Origin of the sequence: Priestia filamentosa (genome assembly GCF_900177535.1) — a bacterium.
Lineage (GTDB): Bacteria > Bacillota > Bacilli > Bacillales > Bacillaceae_H > Bacillus_I > Bacillus_I filamentosa.
This window is the reverse complement of the sequence record NZ_FXAJ01000002.1, coordinates 355634-375336: the sequence shown is the minus strand read 5'-3', so window position 1 is coordinate 375336 and position 19703 is coordinate 355634. Positions and strand designations below refer to the sequence as shown.

The following is a 19703-nucleotide window of genomic DNA, read 5'->3' as shown; positions in this document are numbered from 1 at the left end:
TTGTTTTTATAATACGTGATTTCTATATCAAAACCAATGTTTAAGATAAAACGAAAAGATGGTTGCCGTATATGGCAACCATCTTTTGTTAATGTTTCTTCTCTGACGAAGAAGAATCCTTTGTACGATGCTTTCTTTTTTCGTCTTTCTGATCTAGTTCAACCTCTTCAAGTGGAATATGATCGACGTTTTGTTGGCTTTCAAATTTGTCTAACTCTGTTCGGTCTTTTACTTCAGATTTTTTTGAAGGTTCATTTTTTATACGCTCTTCTTCTTTATAATCATTATGTCTCGTTTTTGCCATTTTTTCTTCCTCCCTTTTTTGAAATACTCTATTATATTTTCTTTCGCATTTTCGTAGATAGTTATACTTCTTCTTTAACCTTAGTGGAAGAAATTTAAACGCAGTTAGAAAAACGGTTATGTAAGCGGAAGCTCTATTTTAATATATGCTCCCCCTTCTTTTTGATTATAAGCCTCAATTTCCCCACCGTGATTTTGGACAATAGAGTGCGCAATATAGAGGCCAAGCCCTGCATTTCCTTCTGTACTTCCTCTTGATTGATCTTCTCGGTAAAACTTTTCAAACAGCTTTTTGTTATGATTTTGTGCGAACCCAGGTCCGCTATCTTTCACTTCAAATAAAACAGTCGCATTACGGATCGTAACATCCCAGCTAATCTCTCCGCCCCGAGGAGTGTAGCGAATACAGTTTGTAATCACATTGTCAAAAGCTTGTGCAATAAGATGTGGATCAATATGGAAGACTTCCTGTTCACCATGGATCGTATAAGAGAAATAAACGCCCTTTTTCTTGCTTAAAAGCTCAAATTCGCTCCCTTTTAATTCAACAAATTCTCTAATATTAATGAGTTCTTTTTTTACAGCAAACGTAACATTCTCTAAGATAGAAACATCGCGAAGCTGATCAAGTAAGCGAATAGAACGAACCGTATTTCTAAAAATAGTTTGCAAATAATCATCAAGTCGCTTCGGATTGTTTTTACTTCCTTCAAGAAGTCCTTCTGTATGACCATGAATAATCGTAAGCGGGGTTCTTAAATCATGAGCAATCGCTGCTGTCATTTCTTTTCGGTCTTCTTCAAGCTTCCACTGACGTGTTAGTGACTCTTTAAGGGCAACTCTCATGTCTTCAAATGCATGAACAAGCTGATCTAATTCTCTCGATTCTTGAACTTTCGGTAGCGAAAATTCCAAGTCGTTACGCTGAATTTTATGAGATGCATCAATAAGCTCGTTGAACGGTTTCTCAATTTTCCGGCTAAAGCGACGTCCAAACAGATAAGAAAAAAGATAGAAATAAAGAAATGGACTACTAAATAATAAAACCGTTGCACCTACAATAAACAAACGGTCCTTTGGGTTAGAAGAAGCAAGCGTTAATTTGTAGCGCAACAAAACAGCACCATTCACTTCTTTTTCTCTATTAAACAGTGGATAAAGTTTAACAAAATACGTACCGTCATGGATATCACTGTTCAGCTTAGAATAAAACTCTCGTTTACTTTTAATATACTTTTTTTCAATCGAACCGTAGATAACATCTCCATCTTTATTCAGAACTTGATAGCCAATTCCTTCTGTTGGAATCTCTTTTTCAAGTCTGCTTTGAAAACTTCGGGATGTCACATCACTTTCATGGTTTTGAACAAATGCGAGCACATCAGGGATTTTTTTCTCATAGTAGTTAGCAGGATTCAACCCGTTTGGAATAAGGAAGATAATCGCACATAGCACAATAGCTCCTGCAGTAATAATGGTCGCAAGTATGCTAAATAAGAGGACAAGATGAAAAGAGGTAACAAGCTGGGTTCTTAGACTTGCGCTCTTTTTCCATTTCTTCAACTTACCCATTTATACCCAATGCCCCATACAGTTGAAATATAGTCTCTGCATCCTTTATATTTAGAAAGCTTAGCACGAATTTTTTTAATATGCTCTGTCACTGTCGAAGAGTCTCCTTCTGCATCATATCCCCAAATTCTTTCATACAGCTGCTCTCGTGTGAACACTTGTCCTGGGTGAAGCGCTAGAAAGTGCAGAAGCTCAAACTCTCTTGATGTAAATGAAAGTTTTTCATTGTTATATAAAATTTGATATCCGTCTAAGTCAATTGTTAAATAGCCAAAATGAAGTCGATTATATGCTGTGCTTTCCGCCCGCTTCTCCCTCCTCAAATGAGCATAAATTCTCATTTTCAGCTCCTTTATGCTAAATGGCTTTATTAAATAATCATCTCCCCCAACTAAAAGACCTTTGATCCGATCTTGCTCTGTTTGTTTTGCACTTAAAAACAAGATCGGACAAGAAACATTTTTACGGATAAGTTCACAAAGCTCAAATCCGTCCATTTCAGGCATCATCACATCTAGAAGAATAAGATCTGGCCGTTCTTTTAGTTTGGTGAGCGCCTCTTTTCCACCATAGGCACATAGTACATCATATCCTTCATCTTCTAAGGCATCTCTCATAAACGAGACAATTTCTTTCTCATCATCCACAAGCAGAATTTTTTCTTGCATTTTATCTTCATCCTATCCATTCTTTTTTCTTCCATACAGTTATATTTATTATAATGCTAAGACCCAATATTGGAAATAGAAGGAATAAAAAGTTATCTGTACTTGTACCACTTAGTTGATAAAAAATCGAATCGGTCATTGAAAAGAAGAAAAGAAGCTGATCTGATGCATAGACACTTCCAATTAATATAGCGATTAATCCAACATATGAAAGAATGGCATTTGGCATAAGAATGCTCACTAAGCTAGCAAGTGTAATAATTGTAAGAAAAATAGCAAACGCAATGCCGTAAAATTTAAGCGTATAGAAAAATGCTCCCATCGTATCTAACTCTTGCCCACCTAAAAATACAGTATGTTCTACATTCGGCATCATGATTTTTCCAAATAGAAATCCTGTTACACCTGTTATAACTAACACAACAAAAAACAGAAAACATTGAATAAACCACTTCGCGAAAAACAGTTGTAAACGTGACTGAGGACGAATTAATACAAGGCGCAGTGCCCCTGACGCATATTCCCCGTTAAAACTATCCACAACAAGCATTGGAATAAGAATAAATGTAAGAAAGAAAGCTAAATCTCGTAAATAAAGGGGGGAAGAATTTAGCGAATCCATCTTTACATCATGTTCAGGATCGAAGAAAGTGGTGCCTCCCATTGCATATAAAAACAAACATTCAAACCCAAGCAGCAACAGATAAACAATAAGCATAATAATAGTCTTTTTTCGTTTGAAAGTTCTTTCTAGTTCACTCCAAATTAATTGTTTCATTTCTGCTCTCTCCCTTTATAAAAACGTTTCTTTTTTTCGAAGTGTGAAAAATGTTAGCGTGCTGAAAAATAAAATATAAAATCCCATCACCCCTAGATTCCATAAAACAAACTGTGGTTTTTCAGCAATCATCGTTGTAATACCTTCATATTGAATCATCGGAATTGAAGTAAAAAAGAATTTTGCAAGCGTTACTTGATCAATAAATCCACTAAATACTTTTAACATATAAGGATAAGAGAATGAGAAAAGTAAGAAACCCACTCCCCCTCCAATGGCTGCTGTCGTTGTTTTACTAATAACAGCAATAAATACTAGTACAGCCCCAATTGCAACGGTCGTCATATATGAAAGCCCATAGAACTCTATATTATAAATTAGGCCTTCTTTAAAGCTAAACAACTCTTTATGATAGAAAACAGCATAGTTTGCCTGATTATCAAAGAAAAAGAATCCTATCAAATAGCTACTCAAAAAATAGAGGATAAAAAAGAGAAACAAGAATCCCAGTATAACGAGCACTTTAGCTGTGACAAGCTCACCAAGCGAACGGGCCCGAATCATCACCATGCGCAGCTGTCCTGTTCTGTATTCCTCTGTAATCATCAACGTAATAAAAACAAGCAAAAGTGCATTGAATGCCGTAAATAACATCTCAGATAACCCAAGTACAGCAAAGTTCCCTGTGAACGTATATTCGGGTAATTCAGGACTTAGCTGCCCGTTTTGCTTCTGCAAATACGAAGCAGCAACAAGTAGTCCAGCAGGCGCCATCGCCAACACAATCCACGTTAATTTTCGTTTAAAAAGCCGCTCCCATTCCGTTAAAATTAATGCCTTCATCGTGACACCAACTCCACAAACGCATCTTCTAAGTTTTGATTTTCAGTTGCAAATTCATTTAAATCTCCGTTCCACATCAATTCCCCTTCTCTAATCACAACAATCTGGTCACAAACGCGCTGTAATTCATCAAGCAAGTGGCTCGAAATTAAAATTGTTTTTCCATACTCCTCTTTTAGCTTGAATAAAAGCTCGCGTAGTTCTCTTACTCCAATGGGATCAAGTCCGTTTGCTGGTTCATCTAATATAAGAAGTTCAGGATCTCCTAAAAGAGCCTGCGCAATTCCTAATCGCTGCTTCATTCCAAGCGAATAAGTGCGAACTTTATCATCTTCCCGCCCTGTTAATCCAACAATTCCAAGCACTTCACATACTCTTTTTTCACGTTCACTTTTAGAACTAATATGAAGACGTGCTAAATTATGAAGGTTTTCTCCTCCTGTCATATATGGAAAGAAAATGGGCGACTCAACGATTGCTCCTACTTCCTTTAACGCTTCTTTACGTTCTGTCATAATGTTTTTTCCATTTAATAAAATTTGTCCCCCGGTTGGTTTAATTAAGCCTGTTAGCATACGGATAAGCGTTGTCTTCCCAGCTCCATTTGGCCCTAATAACCCGCAGATGCCTCCACCTTTCACACTGAACGACACCTTATTTAATAACGAGCGTTTTTTCATTTTTTTAGATACGCTTTGGACATTTAAAATTGTATTTTTCATAAGAAAATCCCTCCTAACGTCAGTATAGGAGGGAATTATAAACATTTTATAAAGTTTTAGAACTAAAGAAAAAATTTTCCTGCTGCAACAAGAGCAGCAACTTGGGCTGCTACTTTTAGAAAATCTACAAAAAAGCTGTGCCAGCCAACTCCTTTTTTCACGGAGCTTTCAATTGTATCAAGCTGTTTTTGAATGATTTCAAGCTTGTATAAAATCGTTTCTTTTTGAATAGTAAGGGCCGTAATTTCTTTATCTTTTTCACTCATTCGATTTTCGAGTTTTGCAACACTTTCTGTTAAGGACTCAATCTTATTCATTGTCTTTCACATCTCTTGTTCCCCATAAAGCAAGGAGAGCTATTGCAAAATAAACGCCTACTCCCGTGTTTAAGGGTTGCTTCGCTAGAATAAATCCTGCTGCCATCATTGCATACAAAAACGTTGATGAAAGCAGTGCTATTTTACGTATCCACGCTTTTTTCCATAGGAGTCCAAGAATAAGAGAAATCAAACTTAAAATAAAAATGCTTGCCCACTCTGCTTCATTACCAATTTCCTGAAACGTATAAAAAAATTCAGGGCGGTTATAAAACAGCTTGTCATTTACTACTAGAACCATAGACCACCACGCTGTAATAAGGATTAAAAACATTTCAATAAAAAGATTTCGTTTTTCCATAGCATGCCTCATTTCTATTCTAGCTTCTATACTCTATGAAATTTTTTTAATACTTGTCACATTTTTATATAAAAAATACTCCTATCCCCTTTTTCTCCCTCTCTACAAGCTATTAAAATAAAAAAGCGTAGGAACTTTTAGAAGTTCTTACGCTTTTTTCCAATGTGTTGGTATTTTTAATGATGGTGGCAACTTTGTATGACTATTTCCCTTTGCTGCGTTTACTTGTGCTTGAGTAAGAAAAAGACTTCCTGTCAAATCTGCCCCGCTAAGATCTGCATCCCTAAAGTCTGCTCCAATCAAATCTGTAAAACGAAGATCCGCTTCTCTAAGGTCTGCTGCAATAAGAAGTGCTCCTCTTAAATTCTCTCCTTTAAGCTTTGCTTTCCTAAGCTTAGCCCCTATATAATCACTACTATAATTTCGTTTTTTCTTATGAGTGATTTGCGGACGGACTAATTCACTTGTTTGTAAAAGCAATGTATTTACTTTTGCTCTATGCCCTGCAACATCTAGATGTAAAATTTCTTCTGGAGGTTGTTCTGTCATCTTTTCCGTTTCTCTGAACATCTCTCTTAGCTCAGCATGAATAGATTTTGTTTCCCTATAGCTCATTGCTTCATATAAGTAGGAAAGCATTTCATGAAGCTGCTGAACAATTGGATAGACGCTAAACATTTGTTCAGCATATTGCTTATTTCCTTTCCACTCTTTCCCCTTGTATATAATTCTAGATACTTTTTGACCCGCTCCAAAACATTCATAAGAAACACAACCGCGAAACCCTTCCTTAATTAAGTTATTATGAATGCCGCACAAGTAATTATCTCGCAAATTCCGGCAAGGTGTTCCTCCACCTTTATCAAAAGCAAAATCAGCTGACTTCGCGTATGGCAATGCAACACAGCATAAACCAAAACAGCTTGTACAGTCTGAATTCAATGCTTTTTGAACTTCTACTTTATTTTCTAATTCAATTGACATTTTCATCCCATCCCTTTTCTAATCCCGCTATATTCATATTAAAAGGAATGATGTAAAAAAGGAAGCAGTTTGTAAATTAGATTTCCATTCTGTTCATATTCCTTGTTAACCAAGGTAATGAACGTTTTCTAACTATTTAATAGCTTAAGAGTATTAATGATTGTAAGGTGAACAGGTTTTAACCTGCACAATTCAAGAATGCCCTTTTCGATTAAAACATATTCATATCTTCACCTTCCACGTATGCCGCTGTTCAATGCTCCTTCTTGAACCTATAATAAGAATTTGAATTTTCTTGAATAATGAAGGTGTTTTTTATCGATTCTCATTCTTTCTATCCATAGTATTGGTAGTGTATAAGTATGCTAGACCTTTAAAAAGAAAAGATTCGTTTGTAGGATTTAACTTTTACAAAAATATGGTATACTACCAAAAAAAGCATATGAAGACGATGATTAACTCGCAGTTTAGGGGCTCCTACTTTTTTAAAGTGGGAGGTAACAGGGAACCAAGTGAAAATCTTGGGCGGTCCAGCCACTGTTATGAAGGAGTTTTTCGCCAGATGCCACTTAACAATTCTGTTAGGGAAGGCGGTGAAAAGTGATGATTTTAGAGCCAGGATACCTACCTAATCTGTACGCTAGGATCTTCTAGGAAAGAGAGTAGTCTATACATATTCAGCATAGCTTATTTGTGCTGCTTATTTGTTATACATATTTCCCTCAACTCTAGAAATAGTTGAGGGTTTTTATTTTTATTAAAGGAGGCTACAAAATTGGAAGGTTTATCACTTTTTGCATTTGTATTTGTTTTAGGATTAAGACACGGCCTTGATGCAGACCATTTAGCTTTTATTGATGGTCAAACAAGGTACAATTGGAGGATGGAAAGTCCTTTCTCAAGATGGGTTGGTACCCTATTTTCATTTGGACATGGGGGCGTTGTCGCATTGACTGCTGGGGTTTTAGGAATGGTGATGAGTAACTTTACGTTCCCACCATCCTTTGACACTTTCGCTTCTTGGGTATCTATTTTATCTTTATTTTTGATTGGGACATTAAATACGTACAATTTGATTCGAACAAGAAGTAGTAAGGAAGAATTTCAGCTTAGTGGTTTAAAAGGGAAATTCATTCCAAAGCTTGCAAAAGGGACAACAAATCCGTTTCTTATTATTCTTATTGGTGCTCTCTTTGCCCTAGCAGCCGAAACGGTGAGTCAAACAGCTGTATGGACGTTAGCTGCTGGCAATTCAAGCTCGTACACTCCGCTATTATTAGGTTTAGTTTTTATGGTTGGCATGATGATTACAGATACAATTGATTCTTTTGTTGTGCATAAAATGGTCAAAGACTCAAGCAAATTTGGTCAAGCAGCTTCACGCCTTATGGGGTGGGTCATCGTTGTACTCGCCTACAGCGTCTCTTTCTATCTTGCTTTTACATTCTTCAATCCATGGGCAGAAATAGACTTCGAGATTGTTGGCGTTATCCTTTTTCTATTTCTTCTTTCAATGTTTATTTTTGTCTGTTTCAAAGCTAAAAAAGCAAACAACAGTATTCAATCTGTCTAACAACTATGAGCTTATCGGAGAGAGCAATACATCTTTTGCTCTCTTTCTTCATCTTAAACAAGTCAGTTTGTAATAAGAAACAAACTTGATAAAAACTCTCTCATTTTCTTCATCTTTCTTCAACATATGGCTATTGATCGTTTTTCTATTACAAGCAGTTTCTCTCTTCTGGCTTATTTTATCTCTTTAATAAAAAATTTCTCCTCACATAATGTAGATAGAGTCCTCGTTTAGGGTAATGGTACACATAAAAAAAGATGAATAGGAAGGAGTCATTTATGAATATGAATCTTGTCATCATTTTACTTGCTTTAGCAGGGCTTCTCATTATTTGCTGTAAGACCTTTAGCTCTCCTTATATTGCGTGCAATGCCGTCGGGACATTTTGCAGTCTATTCACTGCTCTAGCTATGATTCAGCATCAGCTTTCAATCATTGAAGGACTCATTATCATCTGTGTCATATTAGCACTCGCTTACCTCATTTATACTCCTTTGAAAACAAGCTTATTTGTTCGAAACTGCTATATTATGTTTAATGTTAATTTCTCTAAGTCACAAGAAATTATAGAAAGGGAAAATCTTAATATTACGATTATTACTAAACCGCTAAACACTGTTATTCTTTCCTATAGAGAACATCAAGCAGAGCAGGCACACCATCTACAAAAGGCACTTAAGCAAGAAGCACAAGGTATGCCACTATCTGGCTTTCTTCTTCTCTCAAGCTCTATTATTCTCTATTTATGGCAAGGGATCAGCTAAAATAGACCTAAAAAAAGCAGTGAGAAACCCAAAGCTTCTCACTGCTTTTTTCACTTCCATCTCATCTATTAATATAAACGGGCTTACATGTTGAAGTTTTGAACAATTCTTTTAATGATGTTTTGTTCTCTCTCTTCTAGTTCATTCATTATGTCTTTAAAAGCTTTAGTTGATTCATATGTATTTAATACTTGAAGTGCCGCAATACTATAGTGACCTATTGTATCTTTCCCAAATACTTTGTGAATCTCTTCATTTCTACACTTGCTTAGCTCAATAAGTTTAAAAATTACTTCTGCATTGGATATGTTCCCCTTTACAATTTGGATAAGAGCCGTCACTTGCACTTTGGGATATGGATAATCTAAAGACTCTACTACTGCTGTCTCATCGAAGCTGTTTTTTGTTTTCTCTTCCTTTACAACTGGAAATCTCAATATTTTTCCTCCACATTTGCCGTAATCCGTTGTTACCAAATGATGTAAGTTGCTTTTACCTGTTGTCTCTACTACATATGTTATGCCTTACAATCAGAAACAAACTTTAGAAAGCTAGGTTCTATCCTATATCATTATGCTCTCTTCTCTCCTCCCTTTTCTAAAATGATAGGAACCTATAATATATATGGTAAATTAGTTTTGATATGGTCATGTTGACCTTTACATGATAAATCTTACCAGATTCCATCTTCTCTATAAAGTAGCATTTATAAAGAATAAGGAATTTTCAATTTTAAAAATGACACGTTTTGCAATAAATACTTACATATCAACGAAAACAAACTTTTAATTTTTTATTTATATTCGTTTTACTCTTCTTCTTTATGTTTTTTCTCCTTCTCTAGCCTTTGAATTTGTTTAAAAGAAAGCATGCTTCTAAGAAAGCATGAACTACAGCGTGAATTTATATTAAAAAGTATGATATGATGAGACAAAATAAAAAGAAAACAACATATTCTTCTGTAATTTGTTTTACAGATAATAAAGGAAAGGACGTTATGAATGCTAGTAGCCGAAAGACAACAAAAAATTGTGGATTTAGTTAATTTACGATCAAGCATTCGAGTTTCTGAGCTTAGTGAGCTTTTTGCTGTTACAGAAGAAACAATTAGACGTGATCTTGAAAAACTCGAAAAAGAAAATAAATTACGAAGAAGTCACGGTGGAGCAGTAAGTGTTCAAGAAAAAGAAAGCGAAATAGATTTCTCAGAACGGGAAATTACAAATGTATTGGAAAAGAAAATAATTGCTCATGAAGCCGTAAAAAGAGTAGAAAACGGCAACCGGATTATTCTTGACGCAAGTACAACCGCGTGGTATATGGCCAAAATACTTCCTAACATTCCGCTCACTGTCATTACAAACTCTATTAAGGTTGCGATTGAACTTAGCAAAAAAGACCGAATTGAAGTGATTTCAACTGGTGGGATACTGCTTCCAAAATCCTTGTCGTATGTAGGACCGCTAGCGGAGCGATCGCTTGAAAATTATCATGTTGATAAAGCCTTTCTTTCCTGTAAAGGTATTGATTTAAATAGTGGATTAAGTGACTCAAACGAATGGCAAGCTCTCTTAAAAAGAAAAATGATTGAAAGATCTAACAGAACGTTCTTAATGGTCGACTCTAGCAAGTTTGGTTACCGAGAGTTTTCACATATCTCTACTCTAGATCAAGTTGATGAAATGATTGTGGACATAAAACTCCCTCCCCATTCTCAAGAGAAATTAAAAGAAAAAAACATCATCGTTACGACTGTTGACTTTGTTGATAAACCTGCTTCTTAAACAAACTTATTTTATGATAAGTTTGTTTTTTGTATTTTCTCCAGAACTCAGATAACTTTTATATATTGTTTTAGTTCCGTTTTCAAGAGAATATCAATAGAAAAGCCGGAGCTCTTTAAAGCTCCGACTTTTCTCTTAACTTAGTGATGTTTTTTCAAAAGAGGAACGTCACGCCAATTCATATCAGAAGCAAAATAGAAGCTCGGATATGCAGGTTGATTATACCCCGTATTTTGGTTGGCAATTCCTGTTCTGTACTGCTTATCCTGCATTAAGGTATATAACTTATGATTTGTCTTTTCTGTGCTCATATATATGCGAAGCGCTGAGCTATCCGCTTTCTTCACAATAAGTTCTTCTCTCCAGTCTCCAAACAGGTCAGCAACTAAGCTTGGGTTCCCTTTTGTGCCATTGTTTGTACTCGTATTTGTAGCTGTTAGTAATCGTCCCTTTTTCCAGTCATCGATTGTTGGCGGCTCCGCAAAGGTTCCATTAATGATTTGGGTTGTCATATCAGCTCCCCATCTAATGCTCATATTTGTTCCTGGAAACTTCTGATCTATTTTTTGGCCATCAGCGCTTAATAGACTTGTAGCCCACATTTCTAACCCTTCATGAGCAGGATCAATGTCTCCTATAATCCCACGACCTGTATCTTTACCTGTATATTCTCCAACAATTACTTCTCCTGTTTTTGCATCACGTAAACTATAGCCATAAGGTGCTTTTGTGCCATTTTCATGCACCATAAAAATTTCTAGTCCGTTTCGTTTTGGATTAATGTCAGCAACGTGCAGGGTATCGCCGTGACCAAGCTTCACCCTTTCACCACTTTTTTCACTTTCAGGCGGCATCTTATCGTAGGAGCTATATAGCAACTTACCGTTATGATCGATTGTCGCGCCTCCATACACTATTTCTTGCTTTCCATCATTGTCAACATCGCTTGTTGTAAGATAGTGAGCACCTTGGTTTGTAAGAGTACCATATTTTTTACTTTTCCCATCTTTCTCATGTGGATTGCTATTAAATGGGTTACTCATTGGTGTCCATCCACTATCAACAGCCCAATATTTCTTAAGTTTTTTTCCATCCCAACGATATGAAACAACATTTGCTCTTGTATAATATCCTCTTGTAAAAATAGCGTATGGTTGATCCCTTTCAAGGTAAGCAACACCTGAGAGAAATCGATCAACTCTGTTACCTGGTTCAATTCTTGGGGTTGCATAGTCGCCCCACATTAATCCATCATCATAGCGCTGGGGTTCATAGTCTACCGTGTCGAGCTCTTTACCTGTTGCACCTTCAAATACGGTTAAATATTCAGGTCCTTCTAAAATAAACCCTTGGAAGTCGCGCAGTTTATTTCGTTCACTTCTCTTTGGGGCATATTCATCCATAAAGTAATCAGCTAAACTTTCTGCATCCTCCTGTGATAGGGGATAGCGATACTTCTTAGCAATCCCAAAACATTCTTCAAGCGTTTTGGGCCAATTTCCTTTTTGAACTTCTTCATACTTATGCCAATTCATAAACATCTTCACAACATGATCATAGTAATCCTCACTGCTCATTCGGTAATCATCGCTATGACGATAGCCTGCTTTTATATCTTCTTTAGGCATTGTGATAAACTTCTCACCTTGTACATTTCCATGCTTATCAAACTGAATTGTTTTTGTACCTGGCGCTGTTTTGAGCATCATTTCTGCTTTTCCATCTTGATCAAAATCGTATACTAAAAACTGTGTATAATGAGCACCAGCTCTAATATTAACGCCTAAATCAATTCGGTAAAGAAGAGTCCCATCAAGCTTATAGCAATCTATATACGCATTGCCTGTATACCCTACTTGTGAAACATCCTTTGAATTCGATGGATTCCATTTTACAAAAAGCTCATACTGTCCATCGCCGTCCACGTCTCCAACGCTCGTGTCATTTGCTTCATACGTATAAGTTTGGCCATCAGGTGTTCTCCCATCCTTTGGTTTCTTTAGCTTTAAATCGTAATATGCTTCATTCATTGGCGTAACAACTGCGCTTTTCCCTGTTCCTTTTTCATTTTGGGAAGAGGAAACATAATAGGTAGACTCTGAATTCCCATCTCTGTCTAAAAAATTTGTACTATCTTTTACAACTGCAATTTTCTTTCCATTTCGATATACGTTAAAATTCGCACCTGTTAACCCTGTTTCTGAATAGCCTGTTGCTTCGTGAGACAAAAACCGCCAACTAAGATAAACTCCTTCTGAGGTGGAGACGGCTACTAATCCACGATCAAGCTTTTCTTCTCCTTTCGTTGTTTTCCCGTTCGTATCTGCCCAAACAGGCGTTGTCATACATAGTAAAGGGATAAGCAGCATTATAATCATTCGATTTAAAAACCATGGTTTCTTTCGTTTCATCTTTTCTCCTCCTTAAAACGCTTACAAAAAAGAACTTCAACTCCCTTTTAATCGTAACGTTTGCTCTGAATAGAATTGAAGTTTTAGATCATGAACAAGTAAGTTTTCCTTATTAAGAAGCTATAGCGTTGTTTTGATATCAGGTCCTTCTTTTCGACTCTTTTTATAGGCCACATAGTTTTCATACCCAACAGGATTGTTTCCCCATGTTTTTTCATAGTCCCATCCTGTTAATTTTTCCACTACTTCACGGGCTTCAGGAGACGCTTCTTTTTTAAGGCCACCCTTTTTCAGCCGCTGAATTTCAGCCAACAACACAACGTGATTTTCTTTAGTTAATTTATAACGATAAGAAATAAGTAAACCGCCAATAAGAAAGAGAAGCGTTCCGAAAAGCAAGATACTTGTAATTGTCTGAACAACGGATGAAGACTGAACCTCTTGCCCCGAAACAAAGCCTGATAAGTCTAGTCCAACACCAACTAAGAAAACGGCCAGCGCCTGAGAAGCTTTTCTAATTAAACTCATTACCCCAGCAAAAACGCCTTCGCGGCGCTGCCCTGTTAGAGCTTCATCAATATCAGGAATAAAGGCATAGTTGTTCCACGGAATATAGTTAAGTCCTCCGCGCCCTAATCCAGCAATACCAATCATGATAAACATAAGAAGTAAACTATTTTCAACATTTATAATCCTCAATGCGGCAAACCCTAAAATGCCAACCATAAAAAAGATAATAGCCATCCGATAAGCAGGCGCTGGATTCAATTTAATGGTCAATGTCATCGCAATCCATACTCCTACAATCTGGAGGATATACATAACGGTTAGGAGGTTAGAAGCAACAACAGCATTATGCATAAGAGCAAAAACAATGAAGTACGTAAAGACAGCATTAAATACGTCTTGACTTAAATAGCCTCCTAAATACATTCCTAAATGATGTCTAAATGTTTTAACACGAAGAGTTGAAAATAAATCAACGTACACCTTTTCAATTTTTTGAAGCAGCGTTTTCTTATCAATCTCTTTTTCAATTGGAATCTCTGATAGTGGACGCTCCCACGTATTTTTATAGAGAACAACTAACACAACAACAAAAATTGCCGTGAAAATTAATCCTGAATAAAGAAAGCTTAGCGGATCATCTTTCCCTAGCGATTCAATAAGACGACCGGGAATAAAGGAAGCGAAAACAGCGGAAATTTGCGCAACAAACATTCTCGCGCCAGTAAGCTTTGAGCGCTTTTTGTAGTCATCTGTCATTTCTGCTGCTAGCGTGTCATATGGAATTAGAATCATAGAGTAAGCGATTTCAAAAATAATATAAGTTAACATATAATACCAATAGTTAAATCCATCTACCCATATTAATGCATATATAAGCATAAGCGGAATGGCTGCTAAAATAAAAAATTTTCTCCTGCCAAATCTTCGACCAAGCTTTGTTTTATGAAAATTGTCGGTGATATAGCCCATTGCAGGAGCTGCAACAGCATCCACAACCCTTGCAACTGCAAAGATGGATCCTGCTTGCGTTGCTGTTAATCCACAAAATGTTGTATAAAAGTACATTAACCATGCAGCAGTGAGGGCAAATGCTCCTGCTCCTACAAAATCTCCTAATCCATAAGAAAGATAGTTTACAAACTTAATTTGTCGTTGAGGTTTACTCATCAGATTTCCTCCGTTTTCTTCAGCTTTAAAAAAAGAAGCTTGTAGACAAATAGCAATGGGAAACATAATTAATACTTGAGAAAGTAGATTAAAAGAATAATGAAATAAGCTTATTTTTTAGTAAGACTTCATGCTATTTTCTACCAACTATGTTCTAAATATTAAAATATAGGTATTCTACTAAACAAAGAATGGCCATAGATTGTCCGTAAGTCATGCCTGTTGTAGGAACCTCTATTAAACAGCAAACCGATTTTAGCAAGTGGCAACACAATTATCATTAAAATATCATCCCAAAGCTGCTGGTTGTTTTGGGATCCAAATACAATATGCTGAAATCTGTCATCTTTTGTATAAGGCATATCTTGATACAACCAATCTCCCTATGTTTCTAAATATAGTAAGTATGTTGGCCTTTTTGTTTTTCTATAGAGACATGTGAGCGTTAACATTTTAATCGTTATACTTACAATTTTTTCGACTGGCATTTGTTTAAACTGCTAATCGAACCGCTTTATAATACTATTTAGGACGTTTTCAGCTTTTGTTAATCGATAATATTTCATCATCCCATATAGCCCAATTCCAGCGGTCCATTTCCAATAGTTAAAACTTTTGTTATCCATCTTTTGTCTCTCTTTAAGCAGCATTGCATACTTTCCTTCTCGATCATCTAAAATCACTAAGCTTTCAATCAACAGGCCCTATGGTTTATTCAAGTTCTTTTCTATTCATTTTTCTCTCCTTTCCACAAAGCAAACGCTTTCAAAAAATAATGTCTTTCAACATAAAAACAATAAATGAACCTTTATTTCCATTTGTTTATTTCTGTTATTATTTATTATTATATTGACTTTGTTTTGTTTATGTCAATAATATTCTTTATTTTCTGATATTTATTTTTTTCAAAAACAAAAAAAGACCCAAAACTATGCATTAAGATTTGGGTCCTTTCTAACTGGCATTCTACTTTAAACTCCAAACAAGGCTGTTCCAATGATCATATACATAATAGGAAAGAGAAATAAAAGACCATTTGCTATAGCTCCAATAAAGGAAATTGCTCTTTTCCTCGTTGTATAAGCTCGTAAAGCAAAGAAAATGCCAATTGGACAAAATAGTAGGGGAAGAAAAACAGGCATTCCTTGAATTTTTTCAAGTGGAACAATGTTAAATAAGAAGTTGCAAATAAGAATAAAGGGAGTAAAAAATAGAACATATGATAAGACAGTAAATGTTTTGGACATGTGTTTGGGCTCCTTTTTCATACAAAAATCCGTTCTTTACTTTTTAATGCTCCCTTTAGACGAGCTCCACTTTCCTATAGTTTCATGCTTTCATGCTAAATTTACACTTTTTTAAATCCAAAATAGTTTTGGATTAATTTCTCGAATTCTTCCCTATTCATTTCTCTTTTCGTCATCTTTCCATCTTTCCACTCTGTAAAAGATTGTTCAGTTGCTGTTACATTTCCATCATGGGTTAAACGCGTTATAAGCGGTTTCTTATTAAAAGGAGATTGTGGATGATTCACAATAATATCCTGAACTTCGTTTAGTTCTCCAATCTCTCCAATAGACTCCAATGCATCAAAAGCATAGCCCCACTTCCAGTCACTATCTTTATTTCTTACTTTCATTTCAAAAATATAGTTACCATGTTCTGTTTTTATATTCCTTACTCTAAAATCTCCGTTACTAGAATGAACTTCTTCCCCTGTTAATGGAACAGGTTTTAACGGTAGATTCCCTCCAAATCCTGTATCAATTAAATAGATTTTCTCTTTATACGTAATAAGGATAGTAACGTGGGTCTTCCCGATATCGTTCCATTTGTTATTTTCGTTTTCATAAATAACGCCTCGTACAAGCTTTACATCGAAGTTATTTTCCACAAGAAATAAATAGAGAAGAGAGTTTAGCTCATAGCATACTCCCCCTTCATTTCGTGTAAAAAATTTATGTGCCAAATTTTCTTCTGTAAGTTCACTTGTTCTATTTTCAATAATACATAGATTTTCAAAAGGAAGTTCTTTTGCTAATTGAGGAAGGAGTGTGTGTAAATTATCAAATTCTATTTTTTCTTCTTGTGACATACCAATACGCTCTCGTAATAATGTATTTATTTTCTTCATAACATTTCCTCCTTATCTTCTATACTAAGTATGTTATGAACGGTTTTAAATCACAACTAAATAGCTCATATCTGCTCATTTGGTCAATGGCAAAATAAAAAAACGGCTTCACCCAATAGTGAAGCCGCTTTTTTGATGCTATTTCATATTGACAAAGATTTCTTCAAAAGAAGCTTGATCAACTTCAGTTCGAAAAATAATAATATTATACTCTAGAAAACTCTGTTTAGTTTTAGAATAACCTTTTCTTCTCCCACAGTGAGTTCTGGAAAGGTTTCCTTATGTATAATTTCCCCTCTTATAGTCATGCTGTTTTCTTAACTGACTCATAGTTTCCCCTTCATCCAATAGCCAATAAAATCTTAAATTCCTCTAATATGTTCTACTAGTTTCTACTTTTTTTGATTTACGAACAAGTGCGATGATTCCAGCGATTAAATAGGCAATCCCACCAAATATACCTAGAATAAATGTTGCAACTGTTCCAAGAATAGCTGTGACAATTAAAATTCCCCCTGCTAGCTTAGGTTTTTTATTTCCTTTTAAATAAATGATAGAAACAATTCCTAATATAGCGCAAATAAGCGTTACAATAAGTAGATAAAGAGCTCCATCATTAACAGCAGACGCCATCTCACTTGCACTAATGTTCGTAATATTGCTTTTATCTATAGCTTGTTGAAAACCGTCTTGTACGTCTTGATTGTCTTGTGGAAGAGCAAGTACAAAACCGCTCCCTACTGAAATAACTAAAAAAAGCACAATTCCAATTACCGAAAACACAATTTCTACAACTCTACTCATGTTCTTCCTCCTTAGTCTTTTTACATGATAAGTTCTTATTTCTCATCTATTAGAGAAATAAAGACCTCATTACAACCAATTTCTTCCTAAATTACATTTTAATAGTTTTTATTAAAGAGTGAAAGAGGTTCAGTACAAATTAAGTTAAAATTAAGGTAATCAGTTTTCCATTTTTATTTATGACCTCTAGGATTCAATCCTTTTTCGGCTCTTTTTAATCATTTTATTTTCTTATCCAGTTTCTTATCCCTTGTCTGTAAAAAATATAGGATCCCCTCTCTTTAACCGTTTCAATCAAAGATTTCATTCCCGTTTTTATCCATCATTAAGCTCCTTTTTCGTTCTTCTTATCTTTTTTAAGTTTGCTATTCTAATATTTTATTGACTTACATTTTTATTTGTCTTACAATAAATTTGATTATTCAGAATATTATTTAGGGAGGGATTTACTTTAAGGTTCATTTTGCTCTTTTTTAAATCTAATAATTCCTAACTTACTGTTTTACTATTATCGTTACTACTACAATATCTCTACTTTACATCCCACTAGCGACTTTTCTCTTAATTACTCTTCTTTGGGTTGACATCCTCTGTATTTTTTCATCTTGTTAAAACTACTTAACGCCTAAAATGAAAGCGTATCCAAAGTTTACAAGGGGGATTTAAATGAAAAATGAGTCTAACTTACAAAGTACAGAAGTTGTAATTGAAAAAAGACAGTCTTTTTTAACAAAGTTCACTAAAACGTTTGGTCCAGGTATTTTAGCAGTTTTAACATGGCTTGGTGCGGGAGATTTAGTGACTTCTTCTGTTGCCGGAGCTTCCTATGGATACAGCTTAATGTGGATTTTAGCTCTCTCTCTTCTTCTCAGATTTCTCATTGTAAATGTTATTGCACGTTTTCAGCTTTGCAATAACGAAAATTTGTCTCTCTTAGAAGGTTACGGACGAATTCATCCTTTTTTTGCTTATTTTCTTTTAGTATATGCGCTCATCATGGGCCATCTTTTTAATTCATATATGATCAAAGGAGCTGGTGAAGTATTATCAACGCTCCTTCATATTAATCAGCCATTCTTAGGATCTGTTATTGTTGTTGTCCTTATTTTATTGTTAATCGGACGAAACATTTATAACACGATTGAAAATGTGATGAAAATTATTTTAGGGTTATTGACAGTGGCTTTTATTGTTTTGGCCGTTCAGTCATCCCCTGACTTTGGGGAAATTGTAAAAGGTACAGTTGGGTTTAGCATTCCAAGTGACACAGGCTTACATGGTGCTTTTTTGTTAGCAGTTTCAATAGTTGGGGCTGTGGCTGGATCTATTTCGAACTTTGTACATCCGTACTTTTTAAAAGAAAAAGGCTGGACAAAACCGAAACACTTAAAAATTCAGCGTAATGATTTACTTTTTGCCATTGGGGTTTGTATTGTGATTAATTTAGCCATTTGGATTATCGGAGCCGAAATATTAAAACCAAAGGGCATTGAAGTTGAAACAATTGATGATCTTGGAGCAGCTCTGCAAATGCAGCTAGGTCAAATAGGTTGGCTTATTTTCTACCTTGGAGTTTTTGGCGTTTTATTTGCGAGCATTGTTGGAAAATCGACAGGATATCCACGACTTATTACAGATGCCTACTACGTGATTAATAAGAAACGAAAAGAAAAATATGACGGAAAATATAATAACGATCCTTTATTCAAATGGATTATGCTTTTTGTGCTCGTTACGCCAATCATTTGGTCAATTCCTGGAATGCCTGGTTTTATTACGCTGACACTCTTAGTGAATGCTTTAAACGTCGTTGGCTTCCCTGTTATTGCCATTGGTATGCTTGTTTTATCTAATAACAAAAGGCTTATGGGAAAATATCGCAACAACTGGTTTGAAAACTTATGCCTATTTCTTGCAACAGCTTTAGCTCTTTGGTCTTCTATCCAACTCGCAATAGGATTCTTTTAAAAAAGGGGTTTAAGGATATAAAATAGAAATTTTATAAAGT

The 19703-nt window shown here is 35.4% G+C and carries 20 protein-coding genes and 1 riboswitch; of the genes, 4 read left to right on the top strand and 16 right to left on the bottom strand.

The annotated features are described in order from the left end of the window. Positions 1–88 precede the first annotated feature (88 nt). The 9 genes from B9N79_RS08980 to B9N79_RS08940 all read right to left on the bottom strand — a co-directional run bounded on the left by B9N79_RS08980 (position 89) and on the right by B9N79_RS08940 (position 6548). A complete protein-coding gene (locus B9N79_RS08980; protein WP_019394609.1) occupies positions 89–304 on the bottom strand; it encodes a hypothetical protein in 216 nt (71 codons plus the stop codon). Between the two features lie 116 nt (positions 305–420). Next, a complete protein-coding gene (locus tag B9N79_RS08975) occupies positions 421–1875 on the bottom strand; it encodes a sensor histidine kinase (RefSeq protein ID WP_040057797.1) in 1455 nt (484 codons plus the stop codon). Continuing rightward, the gene (locus tag B9N79_RS08970) at positions 1863–2543 is read right to left on the bottom strand and encodes a response regulator transcription factor (protein ID WP_040057798.1); all 681 of its coding nucleotides are present in this window, start codon (positions 2541–2543) and stop codon (positions 1863–1865) included. Before B9N79_RS08970 ends, B9N79_RS08975 begins: the two co-directional genes overlap by 13 nt. A gap of 7 nt (positions 2544–2550) precedes the next feature. Continuing rightward, complete coding sequence (locus B9N79_RS08965) at positions 2551–3321, bottom strand: ABC transporter permease (RefSeq protein ID WP_040057799.1); 771 nt, start codon at positions 3319–3321, stop codon at positions 2551–2553. Positions 3322–3336: 15 nt separating this feature from the next. Next, on the bottom strand, positions 3337–4164 hold the full coding sequence (locus B9N79_RS08960) for an ABC transporter permease (RefSeq protein ID WP_040057800.1): 828 nt from the start codon (positions 4162–4164) through the stop codon (positions 3337–3339). Next, positions 4161–4886: an ABC transporter ATP-binding protein gene (locus B9N79_RS08955; protein WP_040057801.1), complete on the bottom strand. Its 726-nt coding sequence runs from the start codon at positions 4884–4886 to the stop codon at positions 4161–4163. The genes B9N79_RS08960 and B9N79_RS08955 overlap by 4 nt, the downstream gene beginning before the upstream one ends. 62 nt (positions 4887–4948) lie before the next feature. After that, entirely contained in the window at positions 4949–5203 is a 255-nt protein-coding gene (locus B9N79_RS08950; protein WP_019394615.1) for a hypothetical protein, read from the bottom strand. Continuing rightward, entirely contained in the window at positions 5196–5564 is a 369-nt protein-coding gene (locus B9N79_RS08945; RefSeq protein ID WP_040057802.1) for a hypothetical protein, read from the bottom strand. Before B9N79_RS08945 ends, B9N79_RS08950 begins: the two co-directional genes overlap by 8 nt. Before the next feature lie 147 nt (positions 5565–5711). Next, a complete protein-coding gene (locus tag B9N79_RS08940; RefSeq protein WP_040057803.1) occupies positions 5712–6548 on the bottom strand; it encodes a pentapeptide repeat-containing protein in 837 nt (278 codons plus the stop codon). Positions 6549–7000: 452 nt separating this feature from the next. Next, positions 7001–7194: riboswitch (cobalamin riboswitch) on the top strand. A 129-nt stretch (positions 7195–7323) separates the two neighbouring features. Here B9N79_RS08940 and B9N79_RS08935 point away from each other — a divergent pair. Beyond that, entirely contained in the window at positions 7324–8121 is a 798-nt protein-coding gene (locus B9N79_RS08935; protein WP_085118145.1) for a HoxN/HupN/NixA family nickel/cobalt transporter, read from the top strand. A gap of 278 nt (positions 8122–8399) precedes the next feature. Beyond that, positions 8400–8885 (top strand): hypothetical protein, encoded by a 486-nt coding sequence (locus B9N79_RS08930; RefSeq protein ID WP_019394619.1) that lies wholly within the window; start codon positions 8400–8402, stop codon positions 8883–8885. An 83-nt stretch (positions 8886–8968) separates the two neighbouring features. On the opposite strand, the gene B9N79_RS08925 is transcribed toward B9N79_RS08930, so the two are convergent. After that, positions 8969–9322 (bottom strand): hypothetical protein, encoded by a 354-nt coding sequence (locus tag B9N79_RS08925; RefSeq protein ID WP_046217169.1) that lies wholly within the window; start codon positions 9320–9322, stop codon positions 8969–8971. A gap of 564 nt (positions 9323–9886) precedes the next feature. Here B9N79_RS08925 and B9N79_RS08920 point away from each other — a divergent pair. After that, positions 9887–10669 (top strand): DeoR/GlpR family DNA-binding transcription regulator, encoded by a 783-nt coding sequence (locus B9N79_RS08920; protein ID WP_040057805.1) that lies wholly within the window; start codon positions 9887–9889, stop codon positions 10667–10669. Positions 10670–10809: 140 nt separating this feature from the next. Here the strand turns inward: B9N79_RS08920 and B9N79_RS08915 are convergent, their stop codons facing one another. The 6 genes from B9N79_RS08915 to B9N79_RS08895 all read right to left on the bottom strand — a co-directional run bounded on the left by B9N79_RS08915 (position 10810) and on the right by B9N79_RS08895 (position 17695). After that, positions 10810–13080 (bottom strand): rhamnogalacturonan lyase, encoded by a 2271-nt coding sequence (locus B9N79_RS08915; RefSeq protein WP_085118143.1) that lies wholly within the window; start codon positions 13078–13080, stop codon positions 10810–10812. A 120-nt stretch (positions 13081–13200) separates the two neighbouring features. Next, positions 13201–14757: an MFS transporter gene (locus tag B9N79_RS08910; protein WP_040058407.1), complete on the bottom strand. Its 1557-nt coding sequence runs from the start codon at positions 14755–14757 to the stop codon at positions 13201–13203. A 500-nt stretch (positions 14758–15257) separates the two neighbouring features. Then, positions 15258–15383, bottom strand: coding sequence for a hypothetical protein (locus B9N79_RS26720; protein WP_276208839.1), 126 nt, complete (start codon positions 15381–15383; stop codon positions 15258–15260). Positions 15384–15728: 345 nt separating this feature from the next. After that, the gene (locus tag B9N79_RS08905; RefSeq protein WP_046217167.1) at positions 15729–16004 is read right to left on the bottom strand and encodes a hypothetical protein; all 276 of its coding nucleotides are present in this window, start codon (positions 16002–16004) and stop codon (positions 15729–15731) included. A gap of 101 nt (positions 16005–16105) precedes the next feature. Continuing rightward, positions 16106–16891 (bottom strand): arylamine N-acetyltransferase family protein, encoded by a 786-nt coding sequence (locus B9N79_RS08900; protein WP_046217166.1) that lies wholly within the window; start codon positions 16889–16891, stop codon positions 16106–16108. Between the two features lie 372 nt (positions 16892–17263). Continuing rightward, a complete protein-coding gene (locus B9N79_RS08895) occupies positions 17264–17695 on the bottom strand; it encodes a DUF4064 domain-containing protein (RefSeq protein ID WP_046217165.1) in 432 nt (143 codons plus the stop codon). Positions 17696–18361: 666 nt separating this feature from the next. On the opposite strand from B9N79_RS08895, the gene B9N79_RS08890 reads away from it, so the two are divergent. Then, complete coding sequence (locus B9N79_RS08890; RefSeq protein WP_040057809.1) at positions 18362–19663, top strand: Nramp family divalent metal transporter; 1302 nt, start codon at positions 18362–18364, stop codon at positions 19661–19663. Positions 19664–19703: the final 40 nt, after the last annotated feature.

Excerpts from the sequence above, each read along its gene's own strand:
- B9N79_RS08980 (WP_019394609.1), bottom strand. The coding sequence starts at position 304 with ATGGCAAAAACGAGACATAATGATTATAAAGAAGAAGAGCGTATAAAA.
- B9N79_RS08975 (WP_040057797.1), bottom strand. The coding sequence starts at position 1,875 with ATGGGTAAGTTGAAGAAATGGAAAAAGAGCGCAAGTCTAAGAACCCAG.
- B9N79_RS08970 (WP_040057798.1), bottom strand. The coding sequence starts at position 2,543 with ATGCAAGAAAAAATTCTGCTTGTGGATGATGAGAAAGAAATTGTCTCG.
- B9N79_RS08965 (WP_040057799.1), bottom strand. The coding sequence starts at position 3,321 with ATGAAACAATTAATTTGGAGTGAACTAGAAAGAACTTTCAAACGAAAA.
- B9N79_RS08960 (WP_040057800.1), bottom strand. The coding sequence starts at position 4,164 with ATGAAGGCATTAATTTTAACGGAATGGGAGCGGCTTTTTAAACGAAAA.
- B9N79_RS08955 (WP_040057801.1), bottom strand. The coding sequence starts at position 4,886 with ATGAAAAATACAATTTTAAATGTCCAAAGCGTATCTAAAAAAATGAAA.
- B9N79_RS08950 (WP_019394615.1), bottom strand. The coding sequence starts at position 5,203 with ATGAATAAGATTGAGTCCTTAACAGAAAGTGTTGCAAAACTCGAAAAT.
- B9N79_RS08945 (WP_040057802.1), bottom strand. The coding sequence starts at position 5,564 with ATGGAAAAACGAAATCTTTTTATTGAAATGTTTTTAATCCTTATTACA.
- B9N79_RS08940 (WP_040057803.1), bottom strand. The coding sequence starts at position 6,548 with ATGTCAATTGAATTAGAAAATAAAGTAGAAGTTCAAAAAGCATTGAAT.
- B9N79_RS08930 (WP_019394619.1), top strand. The coding sequence starts at position 8,400 with ATGAATATGAATCTTGTCATCATTTTACTTGCTTTAGCAGGGCTTCTC.
- B9N79_RS08920 (WP_040057805.1), top strand. The coding sequence starts at position 9,887 with ATGCTAGTAGCCGAAAGACAACAAAAAATTGTGGATTTAGTTAATTTA.
- B9N79_RS08915 (WP_085118143.1), bottom strand. The coding sequence starts at position 13,080 with ATGAAACGAAAGAAACCATGGTTTTTAAATCGAATGATTATAATGCTG.
- B9N79_RS08910 (WP_040058407.1), bottom strand. The coding sequence starts at position 14,757 with ATGAGTAAACCTCAACGACAAATTAAGTTTGTAAACTATCTTTCTTAT.
- B9N79_RS26720 (WP_276208839.1), bottom strand. The coding sequence starts at position 15,383 with ATGGATAACAAAAGTTTTAACTATTGGAAATGGACCGCTGGAATTGGG.
- B9N79_RS08905 (WP_046217167.1), bottom strand. The coding sequence starts at position 16,004 with ATGTCCAAAACATTTACTGTCTTATCATATGTTCTATTTTTTACTCCC.
- B9N79_RS08900 (WP_046217166.1), bottom strand. The coding sequence starts at position 16,891 with ATGAAGAAAATAAATACATTATTACGAGAGCGTATTGGTATGTCACAA.
- B9N79_RS08895 (WP_046217165.1), bottom strand. The coding sequence starts at position 17,695 with ATGAGTAGAGTTGTAGAAATTGTGTTTTCGGTAATTGGAATTGTGCTT.
- B9N79_RS08890 (WP_040057809.1), top strand. The coding sequence starts at position 18,362 with ATGAAAAATGAGTCTAACTTACAAAGTACAGAAGTTGTAATTGAAAAA.